This is a genomic window from Xanthomonas sp. NCPPB 3569 (assembly GCF_041475645.2).
GTDB lineage: Bacteria > Pseudomonadota > Gammaproteobacteria > Xanthomonadales > Xanthomonadaceae > Xanthomonas > Xanthomonas phaseoli.
The window spans coordinates 597,641-621,773 of the sequence record NZ_CM192969.1; the positions used below are offsets into that span (position 1 = coordinate 597,641).

Annotated in this window: 13 protein-coding genes and 2 pseudogenes; 10 read left to right on the forward strand and 5 right to left on the reverse strand. The window is 66.9% G+C overall.

All coding sequences use genetic code 11. From position 1 onward, the window contains the following. Positions 1 to 21: 21 nt before the first annotated feature. A pseudogene (locus tag ACCQ03_RS02470) lies at positions 22 to 2,127 on the reverse strand (phosphoglycerol transferase I); the annotation flags it as partial. A gap of 588 nt (positions 2,128 to 2,715) precedes the next feature. Continuing rightward, positions 2,716 to 4,617 carry an ABC1 kinase family protein gene (locus tag ACCQ03_RS02475; RefSeq protein ID WP_170922383.1) on the reverse strand — a complete coding sequence of 634 codons (1,902 nt, stop codon included), beginning with the start codon at positions 4,615 to 4,617 and terminating at the stop codon, positions 2,716 to 2,718. 59 nt (positions 4,618 to 4,676) lie between these two features. Between ACCQ03_RS02475 and ACCQ03_RS02480 the strand changes: the two genes are divergently transcribed. Next, on the forward strand, positions 4,677 to 5,618 hold the full coding sequence (locus tag ACCQ03_RS02480; protein ID WP_209225210.1) for a DUF808 domain-containing protein: 942 nt from the start codon (positions 4,677 to 4,679) through the stop codon (positions 5,616 to 5,618). Between the two features lie 85 nt (positions 5,619 to 5,703). Here the strand turns inward: ACCQ03_RS02480 and ACCQ03_RS02485 are convergent, their stop codons facing one another. Next, positions 5,704 to 7,332 carry a GGDEF domain-containing protein gene (locus ACCQ03_RS02485; protein WP_057677638.1) on the reverse strand — a complete coding sequence of 543 codons (1,629 nt, stop codon included), beginning with the start codon at positions 7,330 to 7,332 and terminating at the stop codon, positions 5,704 to 5,706. 487 nt (positions 7,333 to 7,819) lie between these two features. Here ACCQ03_RS02485 and glgA point away from each other — a divergent pair, with 487 nt between their 5' ends. From glgA to ACCQ03_RS02525, 8 genes are all read left to right on the forward strand, one after another. Then, complete coding sequence (glgA, locus tag ACCQ03_RS02490) at positions 7,820 to 9,403, forward strand: glycogen synthase GlgA (protein WP_209225213.1); 1,584 nt, start codon at positions 7,820 to 7,822, stop codon at positions 9,401 to 9,403. Continuing rightward, a complete protein-coding gene (locus ACCQ03_RS02495; RefSeq protein WP_209225215.1) occupies positions 9,400 to 11,631 on the forward strand; it encodes a 1,4-alpha-glucan branching enzyme in 2,232 nt (743 codons plus the stop codon). The genes glgA and ACCQ03_RS02495 overlap by 4 nt, the downstream gene beginning before the upstream one ends. Before the next feature lie 2 nt (positions 11,632 to 11,633). Then, positions 11,634 to 13,391: a malto-oligosyltrehalose trehalohydrolase gene (gene treZ / locus ACCQ03_RS02500; RefSeq protein WP_209225218.1), complete on the forward strand. Its 1,758-nt coding sequence runs from the start codon at positions 11,634 to 11,636 to the stop codon at positions 13,389 to 13,391. Further along, a complete protein-coding gene (locus tag ACCQ03_RS02505; RefSeq protein WP_209225220.1) occupies positions 13,388 to 15,337 on the forward strand; it encodes a 4-alpha-glucanotransferase in 1,950 nt (649 codons plus the stop codon). Before treZ ends, ACCQ03_RS02505 begins: the two co-directional genes overlap by 4 nt. Continuing rightward, entirely contained in the window at positions 15,334 to 17,943 is a 2,610-nt protein-coding gene (gene treY / locus ACCQ03_RS02510; RefSeq protein WP_209225222.1) for a malto-oligosyltrehalose synthase, read from the forward strand. Before ACCQ03_RS02505 ends, treY begins: the two co-directional genes overlap by 4 nt. A 21-nt stretch (positions 17,944 to 17,964) precedes the next feature. After that, complete coding sequence (locus ACCQ03_RS02515) at positions 17,965 to 18,150, forward strand: DUF2934 domain-containing protein (protein WP_008575499.1); 186 nt, start codon at positions 17,965 to 17,967, stop codon at positions 18,148 to 18,150. A gap of 117 nt (positions 18,151 to 18,267) precedes the next feature. Continuing rightward, positions 18,268 to 20,430, forward strand: coding sequence for a glycogen debranching protein GlgX (gene glgX, locus ACCQ03_RS02520; protein ID WP_017158899.1), 2,163 nt, complete (start codon positions 18,268 to 18,270; stop codon positions 20,428 to 20,430). Positions 20,431 to 20,446: 16 nt separating this feature from the next. Next, positions 20,447 to 21,079: an NAD(P)H-binding protein gene (locus ACCQ03_RS02525; RefSeq protein ID WP_057680092.1), complete on the forward strand. Its 633-nt coding sequence runs from the start codon at positions 20,447 to 20,449 to the stop codon at positions 21,077 to 21,079. Positions 21,080 to 21,402: 323 nt separating this feature from the next. On the opposite strand, the gene ACCQ03_RS02530 is transcribed toward ACCQ03_RS02525, so the two are convergent. Both ACCQ03_RS02530 and ACCQ03_RS02535 read right to left on the reverse strand, forming a co-directional pair. Beyond that, positions 21,403 to 22,161: an SDR family NAD(P)-dependent oxidoreductase gene (locus ACCQ03_RS02530; protein WP_209225224.1), complete on the reverse strand. Its 759-nt coding sequence runs from the start codon at positions 22,159 to 22,161 to the stop codon at positions 21,403 to 21,405. A 134-nt stretch (positions 22,162 to 22,295) separates the two neighbouring features. Continuing rightward, a pseudogene (locus tag ACCQ03_RS02535) lies at positions 22,296 to 22,418 on the reverse strand (ExbD/TolR family protein); the annotation flags it as partial. Positions 22,419 to 22,663: 245 nt separating this feature from the next. On the opposite strand from ACCQ03_RS02535, the gene ACCQ03_RS02540 reads away from it, so the two are divergent. Next, entirely contained in the window at positions 22,664 to 24,073 is a 1,410-nt protein-coding gene (locus tag ACCQ03_RS02540) for an FAD/NAD(P)-binding protein (protein ID WP_039567344.1), read from the forward strand. Positions 24,074 to 24,133: the final 60 nt, after the last annotated feature.

The window sequence follows — 24,133 nt, forward strand, 5'->3', positions numbered from 1 at the left end:
TGGACGTAGGCGGGCACATAAGGAGCGGTCTGCCACCGGGATGTCCTTGACCAGGGCCAGGTCGTCCACGCTGACGTCTTCGGTGTAATCCAGCCAGGCACGGATCTCCAGGTCGTCCACCGCATGTTCCAGGCCCACCGGCATGCGGATGCGCCCGGCGGCGTCGGGCACGACCCATTGCTGGGCCAGCACGACCTTGCGTTCGGAGGACACCGCTTCCACCCAGAACGCGCGCGTGGGCCGGCGCTTGGCGTAGAGCTCGAGCATGTAGCGGCCGGCAGCGGTCTTGCGCGCTGCCTGGGTGAGCATGATGGGCTGACGTACGCGCGGACGCGGGCCCTGCTGGGTGGCTTCCAGCGGCGCGTCGACGGCGATGCCGCGGGTGAGATCCGGGTCGCGATACAGCTTCATGCTCTGGTGGCGGTCCACCACCAGTGCGCACCAGTCGCCATCGGCCGAGCCGTCCTCGAACGCAGTGCAGCGGTCCACATAGGCCAGCGTGCCCTTGGAATGCGTGCGGTCGAACTGACGCGAGGTGTTTTCCAGGTACACGGTTTTCAGGTTGGTGTCCTTGTCGTATTCCAGCAGCACCGGTGGGCGTACCTGTTGCACGCCAGCCACCACATCGCCATTGCCATTGATGCGCAGCATGCGCGTACTGCGTCCGGTCCACAGCGTGCGCGCGTAGGCCAGATAGCGTGGATAGTCCTTGCCGCTGTCGCGGCTGGCGGCCACGCTGGCACTGGGCGGAGCATCGCTGGCCAGCAACGAGCGGCCGAAGCCCAGCGTGCGCATGCCCGGTTCCAGCAACTGCAGCAGCGTTGCGCCCGAATCGAGCGTGCTGCCGGCGCGCGTGACGATCTGTTGCGGCGCGATACCGCCGCCCAGGAACAGCAGCAGGTTCTCGCGCTTCTGCTTGGCCAGCACCTCGCTCAGGTCGTTGGGCATGGCCAGATGATCGGAGGCGATGACGATGAGGGTGTTGTTGCCATACCGGCTGTTGCGGATGCGCGCGACCAGTTCGCCGATCAAGCGGTCGCTGCATTTGATCGCATGCAGCAAGCCGATATCGCCCAGTGCGCTGTCGTATTGCTGGCCCTTGCACGCCAGTGGCAGGTGGCCGGCCGGATGGTGGGTGTCCATGGTCAGCGTGGTCAGCATGAAGGGTTGGCCGGCACGCGACAGCGTCTGGAAAGTTTCCCAGGCATCGTCCAGCAGGACATCGTCATGTACGCCCCATGCGGAAAAATGCTTGGGCGCGACCCCCCGGTCGTGGAAATAGTGCACGTCATGCAACACGTCGAAGCCATGGCTGGACAGGAAACGGCCCTTGCCGGCGAAGCTGGCATCGGCGCCGCCCACGTAATGATTACGGTAGCCCTGATCCTTGAGGTAATCGCCCAGGCAGCGCGCTTCGGGCAGGAACATACCCATGCGGTCCATGCTGTTTTCATCGCCCGGCGCGGTGGTGAGCGGCACGCCGCACATCGAGGCGACCATGCCGGCGATGGTCCAACCGCTGCCTTCGGTGGAGGCGAGATTGCGCACGTCCACCGCTTCGGTCGCAAGCGCACGCAGATTGGGCATCAGGCCCGGAAACACCTGTTCGTCGAAGTAGGTGCGCTCCAGGCTTTCGCCATAGATCCAGACGATGTTCTTGCGCTTGTGTAGCGGTTGCTGCGGCACCTGGTATTCCGGCACCACGGTGGCGTAATCGACCGGGCGCAGCTGGTAATACAGGCGCTTGCCATCGCGATACAGCGGGCTTGCGGCGATGCCGACCAACAACATGCCCACGAAGCCCGCGAACACGGCGCCGCCACCACGCGGACGCTGGAAGCGTCGTACCCGCACCAACAACAGCGGGCTCAGCGAGAGCAACAGCATGCCAACGAACACCGCGATATAGCCGGAAAAGTCGCTGACGCCAGCGCCGTCCATGTCGGCGCGCAGGTGATACAGCGTGGCTGCATTGATACCGTCGCCACTGAGCCGGTCGACCAATCCCCAGGCGCTGAGCAGCAGCAGAAAGAGCGACAGCAGGCCAGCCTTGAGCCACGCCAGACGCGGCGAGGCGACCAACAGCCACAACAAGAGCAACAACGAAACCAACAACATCCAATGCATGCGCAGCGTCCGTGGGGGAATGACGCGAGCGCGTACCTCACGCTTTGCTCGCCATGTCCTGTGCGCCACCTGCAATGTGACACCCGGATGACCGACTATGCCGCGCGCAAGCTGACTGAAATGTTTGTTGAAGCCGAGATGGGCCAGCCGCTTCCTTGGCTGATGCGCTCACGTAGGACGTGCATTCGCTGTGTGCATCGCATTATTGCTGGGCATTCCGAACGCACGCACGCTGCGTGAAAGGGCGATGGTGCAGGCGCTGGCGTGGTCTGCATCACCGTAAGAGCCCGCCTGCACCTGGCTGCTGGTCGTATGGCCGGCGATGGTGCGAGGACGCTTGGTGCTTCGGCGCAACGTGAGTGCATGGCACTGCCCTGGACCCTCACCCCAACCCGTCTCCCGCGGGAGAGGGCTTGTTGCAGGTGGCTGCCGAGACGTGTGGTTCACCCGGGTATCACCCGTTTCAGGCAGGTCAGGCCGGCAATGCGCTCCATCCTTGCAGGTTATGCAGCACGAGTAACGGCAGCCGTGCAGCACGACTCAGGACTGGCATGCAGCAGGATGCTTGCGAGATGATCGAGCGCAGCGCTAGCGGTGCCCGCGCTCTTCGCGCGCACGTACGCGGCGGTCGAACAGCAGCGCACTGACCACGATGCCCAGCCCCAGCACGACCCCGAGCAGGAACAGCACCATGGCAATGGCCGGGTAGCCCCACAGCTTCAAACCGGTTTCGATGCGCATCATCTGCGCCGACGCCATGATCAGCGCGGCGGTGACGATGCCCGCCGCCACGCGGTTGGCGATCTTCTGCAGGCTTTCCATCAGATGCGATTCTTCCAGCCCGGTGACGCGCATCTGCAGGCGGTTTTCCGCAGCCAGCGACAGGATCTCGGACATGCGGCGCGGTCCTTCGCGCACCAGATGCTGCAGTTCCATCGCCTCGCTGGCGAGGTTGGCGGCGGACAGGGACTTCTTCAGACGCGCGCGCATCACGTGCTGCAGATGGCGCTCGACGATGCGGCGCGTGTCCAGCGTGGGCGACAACGCGCGGCACACGCCTTCCAGATTCAGCAAGGTCTTGCCGAGCAGGCTCAACTCCGGCGGCGTCCGCAGGCCGGTCGAGGTGGCGATGCGCACCAGATCCAGCACCACCCGGCCTTCGGAGGTGGCATCGTGCGCTGCATAGCGCGCGATCATCTGCCCGGTTTCGCGCTGGTAGCGCTCTTCGTCGTAATCCTCCAGCCGCGTGCTCAGCGCAATAGTCTCTTCGGCCACTTCCTCGCCGCGCCCATCGACCGCGGCAAACAGCAGCTTGAGCAGGCGCTCGCGCAGCCGCGGCGGCACATGCGCCACCATGCCCAGGTCGAAGATGGCCAGGCGCCCGTCTTGCAGCACGCGCAGATTGCCCGGATGCGGGTCGGCATGGATTTCGCCATGCACGAACATCTGGTCCAGATACCCTTTGACCAGTTCCGCGGCCAGCTCGTCCATCGGCTGTTCGGTGCGACGCAGGCCGGAGATCTTGTCCACGCGCACGCCTTCGGCCAGCTGCATGGTCAACACCTTGCGGCTGCTCAGGTCCCACACCGGTTGCGGCACCCACAGCAAGGGGAACGGCTTGAGGTGCTTGCCGAAGCGCGCCAAGGTTTCGGCTTCGTCCTCGTAGTTGAGCTCGGCGCGCAGGGTCTTGCCGAATTCGCCCAGCCAGTCGGCAAAGCGCACCCGCCGCCCGATACCAGTGAGGCGGTCGGCGGCGGTGGCGAAGCTCTTGAGCACGTCCAGGTCCGAACGGACCTGCGCGGCCACTTCGGGCTTCTGCACCTTGATCGCTACCGGCGTGCCGTCGCGCAGCGCAGCGCGGTGGACCTGCGCCAGCGAGGCGCAGCCCAACGGGACCGGGTCGAAGTGCGAGAAGGCCTTGTTGACCGACACGCCGAGTTCTTCCTCGATGATCTGGCGGATGCGCTCCACCGGCACCGAGCTGGTGTTCTCCTGCATGCGCTCCAGCGCGGTGGCGAACTCCGGCGGCACGATGTCCGGGCGCGTGGACAGCATCTGGCCCAGCTTGACGAAGGTGGGGCCTAGCGATTCCAAGTCGGAGACGAACTGGTCCGGGGTGCCTTCTGCGGGCACTTCGTATTCGTTGATGGCCGCCGGATCCAGGTTCATGCCAGCGAACACGCCCGAGCCGCGATAGCGCAACAGCAAGCGCAGGATCTGCGTGCGCCGGCTCATGCCGCCAATCACGGCATGATCGGCCGGGCTTGCAGCCGGGGCGCGGTGCGGGTCGTTGTGACTCAAGGCCATCTCCGGGGCGTCATGCAGGCGGCGAGTGTGGCCAGCGACGGGTCGTCGCGTGGTGAATCCGCGCCCGCCCGCACACCGCAGGCAAGCCTGCCCGGGGCAGGCACGAACGGCCGCAAGCGCAGGCATAGCGGTGCTTGCATCGCCCCGCCAACAGCATGCAACGACCGCGCAATGGCGGCTCATCACCCCACGCGGGTGCGGGATCGGCGAGAATTCGCGACCACCCTAGAAGGACCTTGCGCATGGCCGGTGCCAGCCTGTTCACCCTGCTCGACGACATCGCCACGCTGCTGGACGACGTTTCCATCCTGACCAAGGTTGCGGCCAAGAAGACCGCAGGCGTGCTGGGCGACGATCTGGCGCTCAACGCGCAGCAGGTCACCGGCGTCACTGCCGACCGCGAACTGCCGGTGGTGTGGGCGGTGGCCAAGGGCTCGCTGGTCAACAAGATGATCCTGGTGCCGGCGGCCTTGGCGATCAGCGCGCTGGAAGCCTGGCTGCGCGGACGCGGCTACAACGTCCCGTTGGTGATGCCGCTGATGATGATCGGTGGCGCCTACCTGTGCTTTGAGGGCGTGGAAAAGCTGGCGCACAAGTTCCTGCACAACGACGAAGAAGAAGCGCAGCGGCATGCCGAACGCACCCGCGCGCTGGCCGACCAGAACGTGGACGTGGTGGCGTTGGAAAAGGACAAGGTGAAGGGCGCGATCCGCACCGATTTCATCCTCTCGGCCGAGATCATCGTGCTCTCGCTGGGCGTGGTCTCGGAGGTGTCCTTCGGGCAGCAGGTGGCGGTGCTGGTGGCCATTGCGCTGGCGATGACCATCGGCGTCTACGGCGTGGTCGCCGCGATCGTGAAGCTGGACGACCTGGGCCTGTACCTGACCAAGAAGGGCGCCGCGCTGGCGGCCCTGGGTCGCGGCATCCTGGTGGCGGCACCGTGGTTGATGAAGTTCCTGTCGGTGGCCGGCACGCTGGCGATGTTCCTGGTCGGCGGCGGCATCCTGGTGCACAACGTCCCGGCGCTGCATCATCTGGTAGTGGATCTGGCCAAGTCGGCCGGCGGCATGGGCTGGCTGGTCGAAGCGCTGGGCAACATGCTGGTTGGCGTGGTCGCCGGTGCCGTCGTGCTGGGCGCGGTGATGCTGTTTCAGAAGCTGCGCGGGACCAAGCCCGCGCATTGATGCATGCGCGCCGCCAGACAAGCCTGCACGGGAATCACTGCGCGGCGACCGCTCGGGCACGCCGGGCGTTCGCGGCCGGTCGCCGCTAATCCGCGTTGATCACCCGGTTCTTGCCGGCCGCCTTGGCGTCGTACATGGCGCGGTCGGCGCGGCGGATGACCTCGTCCTGGGTCTCGTCGGTTCCGCGTAGCGCCACGCCGGCGCTGAAGCTGATAAACACGCGCACGTCGTCATGCAGCAGCGAGCGCTGCGACAGGGCGCGTTGCAGGCGGATCACTGCCGCGCTGGCTTCGAAAATGGTCGAGTCCGGCAGCAGCAGGACGAATTCCTCGCCGCCGAAGCGGGCGATGGCGTCGGTGGTGCGCAACACCGCCTTGGCCACCTCCACGGTGTGGCGCAGCGCCGCGTCGCCGCCGGCATGGCCGTGGGTCTCGTTGAGGCGGCGGAAGTCGTCCAGGTCCAGCATCGCCACGCACAAGGGCTGGCCACTGCGCTGGGTGCGCACGGCCTCGCGCTGGAACAGTTCTTCGAAGCCGCGCCGGTTGAGCGCGCCGGTCAGCTGGTCTTCGCGCACCAGGCCGGCGACGTCCTTGAGCTCCTGTTCGAGGGATGCGATGCGCTGTTCGGAATCTTCCACCTGCCGGCGCGCCGCGAGCAGTTCGTCGCGCGCCGCCAGGGCCTGCGCCTGCACGCCGGCGGTGTCCTGCAGCAGATCCTGCAGCAGCCGGTTGAGGTCGGGAATGCCGCGCGCCTCGCCGATCGCCTGCGAATACCCGGCCACGCGGTCGTGGTATTCGCCCGTGCTGGTGGCCATGCCGTCCAGCCGGTCGACGAAGGACACCATCATTTCGCGCATGGCGGTCTTGGATTCGGCGATGCCCTGCTTGAGCAGGCCCTGCTTGTAGGTCACCTCGCGCAGGGTGCCACGTGCCTGTTCGATGGAACCGACGTCCAGCGGGCCGGAAATCAGTTGCCGCACCACCGAGATCTGGCCCTGCAACCAGCTGCGATCGTCGAGGAGTTCGCCGACGTTCTCCAGCAATAGGTCGAACAAGCCCAACAAGAGGTTCTGTTGTTCGCTGGCATCTTCGGCGCGCAGGCCGATCTGGTGGCTGAGTTCGCGCAGGCGTTGTTCCAGCGTGATCAGCTCGTGTCCGGGGCGCCAGTGGCGCAGCGCCGAGGCCAGCGTTTGCGCCTCTTCGGCCAGCTCCGGGCTGCGTTGCAACAGCGTGGCCAGCGCATTGCCCAGCGCGTGGCGCAGCAGGTCGCGCAGCTGCTCGGCCTCCGTGCGGCCTTCGGCCAGCGAATCGCCGATGTCGATGGTGCGGATGTATTTGTCGATGAGCTGGCGCAAGGCACGGCCATAGCCGGGCCAGTCGCCGGCCGCATAGGCCGCGCTCAGGCGCACGCCCATGTCGCCGAGCTCGCCATGCAGGCTGGCGATGCCTTCGGCGAACGCGAGCAGCAGCGCCTCCGGATGCGCGGCATGCGAAAACAGCCGTATCAGCAATGCAGTGGCAGCGGCCGGATCGTGTGCGCCGGACTTGGCCTTGGCGGGCACCAGCTGGTGCGCGGCCATGCCAGGACCGCTGCGCTCTCCCTTGATCACCGTCGGCAGGGCAGCGGCAGGGCGTGCGGTGTCCGTGCCGCCCCAGGGCAACAGGCGGCGCAGCCCGCCACGGGGGCGGCTTGGGTGTTCGGGCTGGTCTGCCATGCGCCAGGGTCTCGGAATGTCTTGTGCTAACGCTCGATATCGGCGCGCAGCGGGGGCGCTTGAGCAAGCCGGGCCGTAGCGCGCACCGACGGCCTGCAGGCCAAACGCGAAGCGCGGTCGCGATCAACGAAGTGAGGCGTCGATGAACCAGTTACCCAGATGAGGGCGAGCGCGGCCGAACGTTCCCGTATTCGGTGCATGTCACGGCACACGCACCGATACGGGGATGTCATTGCACTGCAATGTGGCGCTTATGCCTTGCGGCATGCGCAACTGTGCGTAAAGGAATGTGGGCTGTCGCAGAAAAGTCAGCACGTGTTCACGCATATTTTATTTGGTCGGGGTGTAGATTCCTCTGCAAGGGCGACGTGGAGTCCGCGCGTTGCCCACGCTCCTCACTCGTAGCAAGTCGTCTGGCTGAATCGGCAGACGGCGGTTTTCGCTTCGCCGTTTTTCCGTCTCCACCCACATTACGACGGACGTTTAGATGGTTGCCATGATGCCGCTTCACGCCACTACCGCACGCGTAGAGCGCAGTACGCTGCTCCCGACTCTGAAGAAGAGTGGGCGCCCGCGCGATGCGCGTGGCCGCTTCATTCGTCACCACGAGCGCTTGCCGGTTTCGTTGGCAGATACGCGCGGCGCCTTGTTCGTGGTGTCGGAAATGGCCGACTTCATCAAGGCCGGCGGGTTGGGCGACGTGGCGGCCGCGCTGCCGCGCGCGCTGCGCCATCGCTACGACGTCCGCGTGCTGATCCCCGGCTACCGTGCCGTGCTCGAGCGCGCAGGCAAGGTGGAGATCGTGGGCCGCGTGTTGGCGCATGCCGCGCTGCCGGCCTGCGACATCGGCCGCATCGTGCAATCGGACGGGCTGCCGATCTACATCCTGCTGTCCAAGGAACTGTTCGAACGCGACGGCTCGCCCTATGTGAGCACCAGCGGTTCGGAGTTCGAAGACAACGCGATCCGCTTTGCCACCTTGTCGCATGCCGCCGCGCAGATCGCCGCCGGCCACGCCGGCTTGGGTTGGAAGCCGCGCCTGCTGCATCTGAACGACTGGCCATGCGCGCTGGCGGCCGGCTATGTGCGTTGGTCCGGCGGCACTACCCCGTGTTTGCTGACCATCCATAACCTGGCCTACCAGGGTCTGGTGCCTTATTCGATGGCCGCCGCGCTGGGCATCCCCGCCGAGCGGGTGGCCGAGCTGGAGTTCTACGGGCAGATGTCGTTCCTGCGCGGCGGCATCGTCAATGCCGACCACGTCAACACGGTCAGCGTCAGCTACGCCAAGCAGATCACCGGCCCGGCCCAGGGCTGCGGCCTGGACCGGCTATTGGCCGGTCGCGCCGCCAAGGGCGCGCTCACCGGCATCGTCAACGGCATCGACGCCAGCTGGGACCCGCGCACCGACGAATACCTGGATTCGCACTTCAGCGTGAACCAATGGCAGGGCCGGCAGGACAACGCGGCGCAGGTGCGCAAGGCGTTCGGGCTGCGCGAAAGTACCGGCCCGCTGTTTGCGGTGGTGTCGCGGTTGGTGCACCAGAAAGGCCTTGATCTGATTTGCGAGGTGGCCCCGCAGATCGTGGCCGCTGGCGGCCAGATCGCGGTGATCGGCGGCGGCGAGCCGGAGATCGAACGCCAGGTGGCCGAGCTGACCCGGAGCTACCCCGGCCAGGTAGGCGCCTTCATCGGCTTCGAGGAAGGCCTGGCCCGGCGCATGTTCGCCGGTGCCGACTTCCTGCTGATGCCCTCGCGCTTCGAGCCCTGCGGCCTGAGCCAGATGTATGCGCAGCGTTTCGGCTGCCTGCCGATCGCGCACGCGACTGGCGGGCTGATCGACACCGTGGACGATGGCGTGACCGGTTTCCTGTTCCAGCATGCCAGCGTCGAAGCCCTGCGCCGCTGCCTGGAGCGCGCCTTCCGCACCTTCCGCCTGCCCAGCCTGCTGTCTGCGATGCGGCGCGCAGCCATGCTGCGTCCCAGTGGTTGGGACGTGGCAGGCAAGAAATACCTGTCGCTCTACGAACACACCGCGGCAAACGCGCCCGCGCTCGCGACGGTGTCATGAGCGAACGGCAGGGCGGGCAGGAGCAGCGCACGGAAGCAGACGGCGTGACCACGGAAGGGATCTCGGAAATGTCGCAGACCCTGCAAGCCCTGGCCGACGGCCTGCCGGCCGATGCCTTTGCAGTGCTTGGACCGAAGCCGCTCGCCGATGGACGCCGTCAGGTGCGCGTGCTGGCCCCGGGCGCCGAGGCGATGGGCTTGATCGACCCGCGTGGCAAGCTGCTTGCGCGCATGCAGGCCAGCGCCATCGATGGCGTCTTCGAAGGCATCCTGGCGGTCGATGGGCCCTACCGGCTGCGCATCGTGTGGCCAGACAGGGTGCAGGAAGTCGAAGACCCGTACGCGTTTGCGGCCACGCTGGATGAATCGCTGTTGCTGCAGATCGCTGCCGGCGATGGCCAGGCCTTGCGCCGTGCGCTGGGCGCGCAGCATGTTCACTGTGGCGAGGTGCCGGGCGTGCGCTTTGCGGTGTGGGCACCGCATGCCCAACGCGTGGCGGTGGTCGGCGACTTCAACGGCTGGGACACGCGACGGCATCCGATGCGGCATCGCATCGGTGGCTTTTGGGAACTCTTCCTGCCGCGCGTGGACGCCGGCGCCCGCTACAAATATGCCGTCACCGCAGCCGATGGGCGGGTGCTGCTCAAGGCCGACCCGGTGGCGCGGCAGACCGAATTGCCACCGGCAACCGCCTCGGTGGTGCCCAGCGCCACCACATTCGCCTGGACCGATGCGGCCTGGATGGCCAGCCGAGACCCCGGCGCGGTGCCCGCGCCGCTGTCGATCTACGAGGTGCATGCCGCCTCCTGGCGCCGCGACGGGCACAACCAGCCGCTGGACTGGCCGACCCTGGCCGAGCAGCTGATTCCTTACGTGCAGCAGCTCGGCTTCACCCATATCGAATTGCTGCCGATCACCGAACACCCGTTCGGCGGGTCCTGGGGCTATCAGCCGCTGGGCCTGTATGCGCCCACCGCGCGCCATGGCAGCCCGGACGGCTTTGCGCAGTTCGTCGATGCCTGCCACCGCGCCGGGATCGGCGTGATCCTGGATTGGGTCAGCGCGCACTTCCCCGATGACGCACACGGGCTGGCGCAGTTTGACGGCGCCGCACTGTACGAGCATGCCGACCCGCGCGAAGGCATGCATCGCGACTGGAATACGCTGATCTACAACTACGGCCGGCCGGAAGTGACCGCTTACCTGCTCGGCAGCGCGCTGGAGTGGATCGACCACTACCACCTCGACGGCCTGCGCGTGGATGCGGTGGCCTCGATGCTGTATCGCGACTACGGCCGTGCCGAAGGCGAGTGGGTGCCCAACGCGCAGGGCGGCCGCGAGAACCTGGAGGCGGTGGCGTTCCTGCGCCAGCTCAACCGCGAAATCGCCAAGCAGTTCCCCGGCGTGCTCACCATTGCCGAAGAATCCACCGCCTGGCCGGGCGTGACTGCTGCGATCAGCGATGGCGGCCTGGGCTTCACGCACAAATGGAACATGGGCTGGATGCACGACACGCTGGGCTACATGCAGCGCGATCCGGCCGAACGTGCGCAGCACCATAGCCAGCTCACCTTCGGGCTGGTGTACGCCTTCGACGAACGCTTCGTGTTGCCGCTCTCGCACGATGAAGTGGTGCACGGCACCGGTGGCCTGCTCGGGCAGATGCCGGGCGATGACTGGCGCCGCTTCGCCAACCTGCGCGCCTACCTGGCGCTGATGTGGGCGCACCCGGGCGACAAGCTGCTGTTCATGGGCGCCGAGTTCGGCCAGTGGGCCGACTGGAATCACGACCAGTCCCTGGATTGGCACCTGCTGGACGGCGCGCGCCATCGTGGCATGCAGCACCTGGTAGGCGATCTCAACGCCGCGTTGCGCCGCACGCCGGCGCTGTATCGCAGCAGCCATCGCGCCGACGGCTTCGACTGGAGCGTGGCCGACGATGCGCGCAACAGCGTGCTGGCGTTCGTCCGCCACGATCCTGCCGGCGGCGCACCGTTGCTGGCAGTGAGCAACCTCACCCCGCAACCGCATCACGACTATCACGTGGGGGTGCCGCGTGCCGGCCTCTGGCGCGAAATCCTCAACACCGACAGTGCCCATTACGGTGGCAGCAACCTCGGCAACAGCGGTCGCCTGGCGACCGAGCCGGTGGGCATGCATGGGCATGCGCAACGTCTGCGCCTGACCCTACCGCCGCTGGCCACGATCTATCTGCAAGCGGAGAAATAACGATGAACCAGCGCAATGCAATCACACCGGCCTGGGGCGCCTGGCCGGCGGGTGAGGGACAGGTGCGCTTTGCGCTCTGGGCTCCGACAGCCAAGAACGTGGACGTGGTCTTCGACAACGGCGTGCGCAGCGCGCTGCAGGCCGGACAGGACGGCTTTTCCAGCGCCCTCATCGGCTGCGCTGCCGATGCGCGTTACCGCTACAGCGTCGATGGCGGCGAGCCGGTCCCGGACCCGGCCTCGCGCTGGCAGCCCGAAGGCGTGCACGGCCCCAGCGCGGTACAGCCAACCGACGGCTATACCTGGCAACACACCCAGTGGCAGGGGCGGCCGTGGGACGAGGCAGTGATCTACGAATTGCATGTCGGCACCTGCGGCGGCTATGCCGGTGTGCAGGCGCAACTGCCGCAGCTTGCGGCAATGGGCATCACCGCCATCGAACTGATGCCGTTGAGCGCGTTTCCCGGCGCGCACAACTGGGGCTACGACGGCGTGTTGCCGTATGCACCGGTGGAAGCCTATGGCACCCCCGACGAACTGAAGGCGCTGATCGATGCCGCGCACGGGCATGGCCTGATGGTGTTGCTGGATGTGGTCTACAACCACTTCGGCCCGGACGGCAATTACCTGCACAGCTATGCCGCGCCGTTCTTCAACGAGGACAAGCCCACCCCGTGGGGCGCGGCGATCGATTTCCGCAAGCCACCGGTGCAGCGCTATTTCCTCGATAACGCGCTGATGTGGCTGCACGAATACGGGTTCGACGGCCTGCGCCTGGATGCGGTGCATGCGATATCGCCCAATGCGTTCCTGGATACCTTGCGCGAGACAATCGAGGCCAGCCTGCCGGCCGGGCGGCATGTGCACCTGGTGCTGGAAAACGAGGCCAACCAGGCCTCGCAACTGCAGCGCGGCTATACCGCGCAGTGGGACGACGACTTCCATAACGCACTGCATGTGCTGCTCACCGGCGAAGAGGAAGGCTATTACGCGGCGTTCGCCGACAAGCCGACCGAGCACCTGGCGCGCGTGCTGGGCGAAGGGTTCGCCTACCAGGGCGAGCCGGATCCGCGCGGACATGTGCGCGGCGAGCCCAGCGGTGCGCTGCCGCCGCATAAATTTGTGGTGTTTGCGCAGAATCACGACCAGATCGGCAACCGCGCGCGTGGCGAGCGGCTGAGCGTGCTGGTGTCGCCGCAGCGCCTGCGCGCGGCGTTGGCGCTGACCGCATTGACGCCGATGATTCCGCTGTTTTTCATGGGCGAACCGTGGGGCGCCAGGCAACCGTTCCTATTCTTCACCGACTTCGGCCCGCCGTTGGACGAGGCGGTGCGCGAAGGCCGCCGCAAGGAGTTCGCCCACTTCGCCGCGTTTGCCGATGAAGCCCAGCGCGCCACCATTCCCGATCCGAACAGCCATGCCACGTTCGCGGCATCGCGTGCGCCGATCGCCGATGCCGCGCATGGCGAAGGCGCGCAGTGGGCAAGCTGGTTTACAGCGCTGCTGGACGTGCGGCGTCAGTGGCTGGTGCCGGGCCTGGCGCAGGCGCACGCCGTGCGTGCCAGCGTGCTTGCCGATGGCGCGGTGACCGCCACCTGGGAGCTGCCGGGCGGGCTGTGGCATATCGCCTTCAATGTCGGCACCCAGCCGGTGCCGTTGCCGCCGCTGCGCGGACGCGTGGCGCATGTCGAAAACGTCGCTGCCGATGCGCAGCAATTACCGGTCGACGGCTTCATCGCCTGGCACGAGGCGCAGGCATGAGTGCGCGCGATGCGGGCGGGGACGACCTGGGCACCCTGGCCGCCGCGGCTGGGGTGATGGTGGATTGGGTGGATGCCAGCGACCAGCCGCGGCAGGTCTCCGAGCAATCGGTGCATGCGGTGCTCACCGCATTGGAATTGCCGGCCGCCACCGCGGCGCAACGCGCCGACAGCCTGCGCCGCTGCCAGGCGCAGGCCAGTGAACCGGCGCCGCTGTTGACGGTGCAGGTGGGCCAGCCGCTGCCGTTGCGCGTGGCGGCACACGCCAGTGGCCGCTGGAGCGACGACAGCGGCGCCAGCGAAGACGCACGCGCCGATGCGCAAGGGCGCCTGTGCGCACCGCAGCAGTTCGGTTACTGGACGCTGCAGATCGGCGCGATCACCCAGCAGGTGGCCGTGGCGCCGCCACGTTGCTTCAGCGTGGCCGATGCCTGCGGCCAACCATCGCCGCGTGCGTGGGGCATGGCACTGCAGGTGTATTCGGCACGCAGCCTGGATGACGGCGGTATCGGCGATGCCGCCGGCACGGTGGAATGGTTGCGGCACGCGGCCCTGGCCGGCGCCGACGCCCTGGCATTGAGTCCGGTGCACGCCGCGCGCCCGGTGAGCGGCGGTTACAGCCCGTATTCGCCCAGCGACCGGCGCTTTCTCGATCCCTTGCACGCCGCGCCGGTGCGCATCCTGGGCGAACTGGCGCTGGATGCAATCAGCGCGGTGCCCGGCCTGCGCGAATGTTTCGATGGCTTGCACAACGCTGCACTGATCGATTGGCAGGCCTCGGCGCACGCCAAGTGGGAATTGCTGCGCCAGTTGTATACGCGCGTATCCCCCGATCATGCCGATCTGGTCGCCTTCCGCAACGCCGGCGGCGCAGCGCTGGAGGGCTTTGCACGCTTTGCCGCGCAGGATTTCGGCGACAACGATCCGCAGCTGCATGTGTTCACGCAATGGCTGGCAGCGCGCAGCTGGTCCGATGCGCAACGCGAGGCGCACGAGCGCGGGATGAAGATCGGCTTGATTGCCGACCTGGCGGTGGGCTTCGACCCCAACGGCGCCGAAGCCGCCGCCGCCGCCGACACCGTATTGCGCGGCCTGGTACTGGGCGCGCCGCCGGATGCCTTCAATGCCGATGGTCAGCATTGGGGCATCGGTGCGTATTCGCCCACCGCGCTGCGGCGCAGCGGCTACGCGCCGTACATCGCGCTGCTGCGCGCAGTGCTGCGCGACCGCGGCGGCATCCGCATCGATCACATCCTGGGCCTGATGCGGCTATGGGTGGTCCCCGATGGCGCCAGCTCCAATGAAGGTGCGTATCTGACCTACCCGTTGCACGATCTGCTCAACCTGCTGGCGCTGGAATCGTGGCGGCACCGGGCGATCGTCATCGGCGAGGATCTGGGCGTGGTTCCGCCAGGTATCCGCGAAGAACTTTCGCGGCGTGGAGTGATGGGCATCGATGTGTTGATGTTCACCCGCAACGACGATGGCGCATTCGTTTCGCCGGCGCTGTGGCGGCCGGACGCGATCGCCACCACCACCACGCACGACCTGCCCACGCTCACCGGCTGGCGCGCCGGCCGCGATATCGAATGGCGGCGCAAACTGGAATTGATCCAGCCCGCGCAGGCCAGCGATGATGCCGCCGCGCGCAACAAGGATGTGGCACGGCTGGATGCCGCTGTCGAACTTGCCGGCCTGAGCAGTGCGCGCGACCCGCTACTGGGCGCATTGCGCTTCACCGCCACCAGTGTCTCGCCGCTGGCCTTGTTGCCGGTGGAAGACGCGCTGGCCCTGGACGAACAACCCAACCTGCCGGGCACCGTCGAAGTGCATCCCAACTGGCGTCGACGCCTGCCCGATCCCTTGCCGCATGCGCGCCTGAATTCGGCGCTGCACGGCTTTGCCGAGGCGCGCCGCGTCGCGGCCGTTTCGGAACCGCATCCATGATCGATCTTCGCGCCACCGCCCGCCTGCAGCTGCATGCCGGCTTCACCCTGCACGATGCGATCGCGCAGGTGCCGTACTACGCAGGCCTGGGCATCAGTCACCTGTACCTGTCGCCGATCGGCACGGCCGTGCCGGGCTCCACGCACGGCTACGACAATATCGACCCGACCGTGGTCAATCCCGAACTCGGCGGCGAAGAGGCCTTGGTGGCGCTCTCGCAGGCCGCGCGCGAACACGGCATGGGTCTGATCGCCGACATCGTGCCCAACCACATGGCCACGCATGCGCAGAACGCGTGGTGGTGGGATGTGCTGCGCAACGGCCGCAGCGCCAAGCACGCCGACTGGTTCGACATCGATTGGCGCGCGCCCGGGCGCGACGGCAAGCTGTGGCTGGCGGTGCTGGATCGCCCGTATGCGACAGCGCTGGCCGAAGGCCTGATCACGCTGGTGATCGAAGACGACGGCAGCGCCGCCTTGGCGCATTACGACCAGCGTTATCCGATTCGTCCGCAGACGCTGGACATCCCCGAAAAGGGCGCACGTGCGCAGTGGCTGCGCGACTACAACGACGGCGCCAAGCGTGGCGATGGCCGCCTGCACAAGTTGATCGAACGCCAACCGTATCGCCTGAACTGGTGGCGCGTGGGCAACGACATGCTCAACTACCGCCGCTTCTTCGATATCACCTCGCTGGTGGCCTTGCGGGTGGAATTGCCGGCGGTGTTCGACGCGGTGCACGCGTTGCCGCTGCGGCTGGTGGCCGAAGGCCATCTGGACGGCTTGCGCATCGACCACGTGGACGGGCTGACCGACCCCACCGGCTATGTGCGCAAGCTGCGCAGCCGGCTGGATGCGGCCGGCCGCACGCGTGGGCTCAAGCCCGGCACGCTGGGCCTGTACCTGGAAAAGATCCTCGCACCGGGCGAGTACCTGCCCGCCGATTGGCCGTGCGATGGCACCACCGGTTACGACTTCATGGACCAGGTGGGCGGGCTGCTGCACGACGCGGCCGGCTTCAAGCCATTGGCGCGTGCCTGGCAGAAGCTGAGCGGACGCAGTGGCGATTTTGCGCAGGAAGAACGCACCGCCCGCGACGAGATCCTGCGTGGCCCGCTGCAGAGCGAATTCAATCGCGCCGTGGGTGCCTTGTCGGCGTTGGCGCGGCTGGATCCGCCCACGCGCGAGTTCAGCCCGCAGATGCTGGCGCGCGGCTTGTGCGTGCTGCTGCGCTGGTTCCCGGTGTATCGCACCTATGCCGGCGCCAAGGGCATCACCGGCAGCGAAGCGGAGCGTTTGCGCGCCACCGCGGCAAAGGCGCGCGAGGGGATGCCGGAATCGATCGTGGCGGCCGTGGATGCGATCGAGCGGTGGTTGCTCGACGATGCCGGCGCAGACCGGGCGCAGATCGCCTTGCGGCGCATCCTGCGCCGTCGCGTGGAGCAGCTGTCCGCACCGCTCAATGCCAAGTCGGTGGAAGACACCGCGTTCTACCGGCATGGCGTGCTGCTGTCGCGCAACGAGGTCGGCAGCCATCCCACCCATTTCGCCAACGACGCGGCCGAGTTCCACGCGCAGAATCTCGAGCGTGCCAAGCACTACCCACGCGCGTTGCTGGCCACCGCCACCCACGACCACAAGCGTGGCGAAGACCTGCGCATGCGGTTGGCGGTGTTGTCCGAGCAACCGCGCTGGTGGATCGAGCAGAGCGCCCAGTTCGATGCGCTGGCCGACGCGCTCCAATCGCCGGCCCTGGCTGGCGGCGACCAGCAGATGCTATGGCAGACCCTGGTGGCGGCGTGGCCGATCGGCCTGGGCGCCGACCAGACCGAGCCACTTGCCGGCTACGCCGAGCGCATCGCGCAGTGGCTGCTCAAGGCGGTGCGCGAAGCCAAGCTGCACACCAGCTGGACCGACGGCTCGCCGGCCTATGAGCAAGCCGTGCAGGCCACCGTGGAGCAGGTGCTGTGCAGCCGCGCCGGGCTGCCGTTGCGGCGCGCGCTGCTGCGCGCCAGCAACCACATCGCTGCCGCGGGCGCGCGCAACAGCCTGGTGCAAACCACCTTGCGCCTGACCGTGCCCGGCGTGCCCGACCTGTACCAGGGTACCGAAGGCTGGGATCTGTCGCTGGTGGATCCGGACAACCGCCGTCCGGTGGATTACGCCCAGCGCCAGCAGTGGCTGCAGCAGGCGCGCGACTTCACCGGGTTGCTGCGCAGCTGGCGCGATGGCGCGGTCAAGGCACGCCTGACGGCGCTGTTGCTGCAGTTGCGCGGCGAATTTCCAGCGCTGTTTGCGAAGGGCGACTATCAGCCGCTGAATGTGGCGGTCAGCGGCGATGCGCAGGTGCTGGCATTCCGTCGCCAATACCGCGGTCAGTCGCTGGTGGTGGCCGTTACGCGGCTGGGCGCCGGGGTTGAGGGCGAGGGCGATCTGCCGTTGCTGGTGGCGCCTGCCGCCTGGGGTCAGGCGTCGTTGGCATTGGGCGAGGGCACATACCGTAATGTGCTCGACGGCAGCACGCTGCAGCCGCAGCGCGGCCGTGTGGCGCTATCCACGCTGTTTGCACGTGCGCCGGTGGCAGTGTTGCTGTCCCAAGACAATTGACCCCCGAGAGAAACGTACGCAATGAATGACATGGAACGGCAGGCGCGGCTTGCCCAGTTGGCACGGGAAATTTGGGAGGCGGAGGGCCGCCCGGACGGGCACGCGGACCGCCATTGGGCCATGGCCGAGCGGCTGGTGGAGGCCGAAGAGCGCGCCGCCGAACAGGCCGCCGAATACGCGGCCACACCGATCGCTGCACGCCAGTAACGGCGTGTCTGGCAGCGTGCATGGGTCGGCCTGCTGCGGGCCGGCCCATGTGCGACGGATCGCTCCGCCAGTGCAAAATCGCGCACCGTTTGCGTTCACCGTTCTAAGGAGTCACCGATGGCCACTCGCAAGTTCACCCAGCGCTCGCGCATTCGCGAAGGCCGTCCCAACCCGCTCGGCGCCACCTGGGATGGGTTGGGCGTCAACTTCGCGCTGTATTCGCGCAACGCCACCCGGGTGGAGCTGTGCCTGTTCGACGATCGTGGCCGCGAACAGGAGCGCATTGCGCTCCCGGAATACACCGACGAGGTCTGGCACGGTTATCTGCCCGACGCACGGCCCGGCCAGTTGTACGGCTACCGCGTGCATGGGCCATATGCGCCCGATGCCGGGCACCGCTTCAACCACAACAAGTTGCTGCTGGACCCGTATGCCAAGCAGATCGTTGGCGAACTCAAATGGGCGCCGCACCTGTTCGGCTACACCATCGGTCATCGCGACAAGGACCTGAGCTTCGACCGCCGCGACAGCGCCGCGTTCATGCCCAAGTCCGCCGTGATCGACCCGGCCTTCACCTGGGGCCAGGACCGCCCGCCGCAGACGCCGTGGAACCGTACGGTGATCTATGAAGCGCACGTGCGCGGGCTGAGCATGCTGCACCCGGCGGTGCCGCCGGAAGAGCGCGGCACCTTTTCGGCGCTGAAGACCGACGAATTGATCGACCACATCAGCTCGCTCGGCGTCACCGCCGTGGAATTGCTCCCCGTGCATGCGTTCGTCGACGATCAATACCTGCTGGAAAAAGGCCTGCGCAATTACTGGGGTTACAACACGCTGGGCTTTTTTGCGCCGCAGGCGCGCTACATGTCCACGCGCACCGTGGCCGAGTTCAAGCAGATGGTGGCGCGCCTGCATCACGCCGGCCTGGAAGTGCTGCTGGACGTGGTCTACAACCACACCGCCGAAGGCAACGAGCTCGGGCCCACGCTCTCGTTCAAGGGCATCGACAACGCCAGTTATTATCGCCTGGCCGACGATCGTCGCTTCTACATCAACGACACCGGCACCGGTAACACCTTCGACCTCACCAACGTCGGCGCGCTGCGCATGGTGATGGATTCGCTGCGTTACTGGGTGCAGGAAATGCACGTGGACGGCTTCCGTTTCGATCTGGCCAGCATCCTGGGCCGCGAACGCTATGGCTTCGATCCATCCGGCAGTTTCCTGGATGCGGTGCGCCAGGACCCGGTGCTCAGCCAGACCAAGCTGATCGCCGAGCCGTGGGATATCGGACCCGGTGGCTATCAGGTGGGTAACTTCCCGCCCGGTTGGGTGGAATGGAACGACAAGTTCCGCGACAACGTGCGCGCGTTCTGGCGCGGCGACGGCGGCCAGCTGGCCGAGTTGGCCACGCGCCTCACCGGCTCTGCGGACCTGTTCAATCACAGCGGCCGCCGCCCCACCGCTTCGGTCAATTTCGTCACGGCGCACGACGGCTTTACCCTGCGCGATCTGGTCAGCTACGAAGGCAAGCACAACCTCGCCAACGGCGAAGACGGCCGGGACGGCAGCGACCACAACATCTCCTCCAACTATGGCGTGGAAGGCGAGACCAACGATCCGGCCATCAAGCAGCTGCGTCGCCAGCAGATGCGCAACCTGCTCGCCACCTTGCTGTTGTCGCAGGGCACGCCGATGTTGCTGGCCGGAGATGAGTTCGGCCATAGCCAGAACGGCAACAACAATGCGTATTGCCAGGACAACGAGTTGACCTGGATCGACTGGACTGCCGCCACCAAGGCCGCAGCCGCCGACCAGGCCGCATTCGTGCGCCGATTGATCCGCATCCGGCAGCGCTACCCGTTGCTGCATCGCGCGCGTTTCTTCGACGGCAAGTTCGACGAAGCGCTGGGCCTGAAGGATCTGACCTGGCTGGCGCCCAATGGCACCGAGATGGATGAAGCCGGCTGGCACGACCCGGAAGCGCGCGCGCTGATGCTGCGCCTGGATGGCCGCTCGCCGACCACAGGCCTGCGCGAGATTGCCGCCAACGTGACCTTGCTGATGCTGATCAATGCCGCCTCCACCGCTGTGTCGTTCACGCTGCCGGCCATGCACGACGAACATTGGCGCGTGCTGGTGGACACCGCACGCCACGGTGGGCGCGTGGTGGCCGGTGGCAGCGAATGGAAGGCCCCGGCGCATTCGCTGACGCTGCTGGCGGTGGAGCGCGATCGCATCGTCAGCAGTGCGCGGATCGTCTCCGAAGGCGCGCGCTGATGGCGAGGGTGGCCTGATGGATGTCTTGTTGGCAGGGGCGACCGGCCTGGTCGGCAAGCACGTGCTGCAGCAATTGCTGGGCGATACGCGTTGCACCGGCGTGGTCGCGATCACGCGGCGGCCGCTGGCGCAGATCCATCCCAAGCTGCGCAACCAGGTGATCGACTTCGAACGGCTCGAGCACTGGACGGCACCGCGCATGGAAGCGGCCATCTGTGCGTTGGGAAGCACGATGAAACAGGCCGGCTCGCGCGAGGCGTTCTATCGTATCGACCACGATTACCCGCTCGCCATCGCGCGCGCCGCCTGCGCGCAGGGCACCTCGGTCTTCGTGCTGAACTCGGCGGCCGGCGCCAATACGCAGTCGCGCATCTTCTACAGTCGCGTCAAGGGCGAGCTGGAGCGCGACCTGCGCGAGATCGGCTTCCCTTCGCTCACCTTCGTGCGCCCCGGCCTGATCGGCGGCGAACGCGAAGAGCGCCGCACTGGCGAACACATCGGCAGCGTCGTCCTCGGCGCACTCGGCCCACTCCTGCCGCGCCGGTTCCGCATCAATCCGGCCGAACGGATTGCCGCGGCGATGGTGTCTGCCGCGCTGGCACCGGCGCGGGGTGAGCACAGCGTCGAGGCAGCGGAGTTGGCTGGCTAACGCTTTCGCGTCGCTTCGGCGTGGGGAGGTTGGCTACAGGCGGAAGGCCACCGTGTCGTCGAGTGTGCCCGTGCGCCACGACGTGTTATCCGTTATCGATGAAGCTTGGTCGCGCGCGGGCACGCTTCTACGGATCGGCCTGCAGCTGAGCGGCATCCTCGCGCCCGCACAATGCCGTGCTCTTACTCCCAATGACTGGCCGCCATCCCTCAGCACCTGCCTTTGCCAGCGACGGGTGTGACCGATGAAGCTTCGTCGCGCGCAGGCACGCGCCTACGGATCCGCGAACAGCCGATCGGTATCTCCGCCAGCATGGATCGTGCTTAAACCCCCAGCGACTGCCCGCCATCCACGGCCAACACTTGCCCAGTGATCCAACTGGCCTGCGGCGATGCCAGAAACAACGCGGCATCGGCAACATGCTGCACCTGCCCGAAGCCACCGAACGGGATGCTGTCGCGGATGCGTGCGTAGAGCTCCGGCTCCTCGCGGCTGCGCGTGTCCCACAAGCCATCGGGGAACTCGATCGATCCAGGCGAGATTGCATTGACGCGAATGCGCTCGCGCGCCAGCTCTGCAGCCAGTGTGGTGATGTAGTAGTCGAGAGCGGCCTTGGCGGTGGAATAGGCGATCGCGCGCGGGGTAGGGCGTTGCGCATTGATCGAGCTGATGTTGAGGATCACTGCTGCATCGCTGAGGCGCAAATACGGCAGCGCGGCGCGGTTGCAGCGCACCGCGGCCATCAGGTCGACATCCAGGCCGGCCTGCCAGCTTGCATCGTCGTTGCCATGTCCGAAGCCGGAGGCGTTGTTGATCACCACGTCCAGGCCACCCAATGCCTGCGCGGCGGCCTGTACATAGGCATCGATCTGGGCGGCGTCTGCCAGGTCGCAGGCCAGCGTGTGCACCGGGGTGCCATGCGCTGCCAGTGCGTCTGCAGCCTGAGCAAGACCGGCGGCGTTGCGCGCGCAAATCGAAACATGTGCGCCACCACGCACGAAGCCTTCTGCGATCGCCAGGCCAATGCCACGGCTGCCGCCGGCGATCAGGACACGTTGCGGGCGTATTGCGGGGGTCGGCATGGCGGGCGCTCCATTGGAAACCAGCATTATCAGACAGCCAGGTAATGCACCGCCGCTGCGTATATCGCTGACGTCGGCACCTTCCATAAAATAGTTGTGTACGCCCCGCACCTGTAGGTCTGGCTCGACCAGAGCAACGTCACCGGGCTGGCGTTCCAGAACAGCTGTCCGTCGGCATCCAGCCGCAATGCGACCGGTGCAGACGGCTCGAGTGGTACGCGCGGTTGGTTGGTGGCTTGCGGCAGATCCACCTCGATTGGTCACGCACCGCATTGCGCAGCGCTGCAGAAAACAGGCATGCGCAAACGCGCGCATCATCACCGCGAACGGTGGCGACCGCTGTCATGTCGCTGCCATGTGCGATCGGCGTTGCATGCCCCGCGTGCCTCATCACTGCCGGCGATCAGCTCATGCGTTTTTGCTTGCTCGGCGCTAACCAAACGTTTACACATCGGCGGCGCGCTGCGGGCAAAACGTGCGAGTCATTCAGCGGGATTTGCACATGGAAACCCATATCACCGTGATCGGCGCCGGCTTCTGCGGCACCGCGCTGGTCCGTGCGCTGGCGCAGACGGCCGATGCGCAGGTGCGTATCACCCTGGTCGGCGTGGCCGACACCTTCGGCAGCGGGATCGCCTACGGCGCAGCGCGGCCAGAGCATCTGCTCAACGTGCGTGCCAAGGACCTGGGTATCGACGCACAGGCGCCCGGCGCTTTTGCCGATACCTTGCACCTGGGCGAGAGCGGCCGGCTGGAATTCCTGCCGCGGCTGGCGTACGGCGACTATCTGCGCAGCGAACTGGATGCAGCAGTGAGCAGTGCGCAGGCGTCGGTCATGCGGTTATCGCAGGAAGCGGTGGCGGTGGAGCGCGTGCGCAAGGGGTTTCGTGTGTTTCTGGCCAATGGCGATGCCTTCCAGAGCGATCGCGTGGTGCTGGCGGTGGGCGCACTGCAACCGCAGGCGCTGGCGGGTATCGGCCCGCGCTTGAGCGTGCATCCACGTTACATCGGGTGGCCGTGGCAGGGCGATGCGTTGGCGCGGTTGTCGCCAGACGACGATGTGTTGATCGTCGGTACCGGGTTGACCATGGTGGACGTGGCGCTGACCTTGCACACGCGCGGTCATCGCGGCCGCCTGCTGGCGATTTCGCGGCGCGGGCTGGCACCGCAGGCGCATCTGCGCCAGCCCGGCGCTGCATTGGAATTGCCGCCGCATCTGCAGCGTGCGCTCAAGGACGCCGACCTGCGCGGCCTGCTGCGCGGGGTGCGTCAGCTCAGTGCGGTGGTCGACGATTGGCGTCGCGTGGTGGATGCGCTGCGCCCGCATTTGCAGCCGCTGTGGCAGCGCCTGGAACTTCCCCAGCGTGCACGCTTTTTGCGCCATCTGCGCCCGTACTGGGAAGTGGCGCGCCATCGCGTGGCGCCCGGTGCGGCCGAACAGCTGGCGCAACTGCAGGCATCGGGCCAGTTGCAGATCGTCTCTGCGCGCTTGCTGCGGGCGCGCTGGGTGCCAGATGGCGTGGAGGCGGTGATCCGCCCGCGTGGTGCTGCCGACGCGCAGACCGGTCATTACGATGCAGTGATTCGCGCCACCGGACTGGATACCGACATCGATCGCACCAGCGATCCCTTGATCGCCGGCATGCGCGAAGCCGGTCTGTTGCGTGCCGATCCCTTGGGCCTGGGCGTGGACACCGATGCGCAACTGCGTGTGCGCGATAGCGCCGGTCAGATCGTGCCGGGACTGTATTGCGTCGGGCCACTTTTGCGGGGGCGTTACTGGGAAATCACCGCCGTGCCCGAGCTGCGCGTGGCCACGCGCGCATTGGCCGACCGCTTGTTGCTGGGCGCAACGCCAGCATTACAGCCCACGCCCGAGCACGTGCCGCGCGAGGTCAATGCGCGTTTGTAGGTGTGGCAATTGACGAGATCCTTGACGATCTCGACCGCGTATCGCGCCGCCTGCGCGTGC

Coding starts and splice junctions, on each gene's coding strand:
- ACCQ03_RS02475 (WP_170922383.1), bottom strand. CDS start 4,617: ATGAGCCGCCATTGCGCGGTCGTTGCATGCTGTTGGCGGGGCGATGCA.
- ACCQ03_RS02480 (WP_209225210.1), top strand. CDS start 4,677: ATGGCCGGTGCCAGCCTGTTCACCCTGCTCGACGACATCGCCACGCTG.
- ACCQ03_RS02485 (WP_057677638.1), bottom strand. CDS start 7,332: ATGGCAGACCAGCCCGAACACCCAAGCCGCCCCCGTGGCGGGCTGCGC.
- glgA (WP_209225213.1), top strand. CDS start 7,820: ATGGTTGCCATGATGCCGCTTCACGCCACTACCGCACGCGTAGAGCGC.
- ACCQ03_RS02495 (WP_209225215.1), top strand. CDS start 9,400: ATGAGCGAACGGCAGGGCGGGCAGGAGCAGCGCACGGAAGCAGACGGC.
- treZ (WP_209225218.1), top strand. CDS start 11,634: ATGAACCAGCGCAATGCAATCACACCGGCCTGGGGCGCCTGGCCGGCG.
- ACCQ03_RS02505 (WP_209225220.1), top strand. CDS start 13,388: ATGAGTGCGCGCGATGCGGGCGGGGACGACCTGGGCACCCTGGCCGCC.
- treY (WP_209225222.1), top strand. CDS start 15,334: ATGATCGATCTTCGCGCCACCGCCCGCCTGCAGCTGCATGCCGGCTTC.
- ACCQ03_RS02515 (WP_008575499.1), top strand. CDS start 17,965: ATGAATGACATGGAACGGCAGGCGCGGCTTGCCCAGTTGGCACGGGAA.
- glgX (WP_017158899.1), top strand. CDS start 18,268: ATGGCCACTCGCAAGTTCACCCAGCGCTCGCGCATTCGCGAAGGCCGT.
- ACCQ03_RS02525 (WP_057680092.1), top strand. CDS start 20,447: ATGGATGTCTTGTTGGCAGGGGCGACCGGCCTGGTCGGCAAGCACGTG.
- ACCQ03_RS02530 (WP_209225224.1), bottom strand. CDS start 22,161: ATGCCGACCCCCGCAATACGCCCGCAACGTGTCCTGATCGCCGGCGGC.
- ACCQ03_RS02540 (WP_039567344.1), top strand. CDS start 22,664: ATGGAAACCCATATCACCGTGATCGGCGCCGGCTTCTGCGGCACCGCG.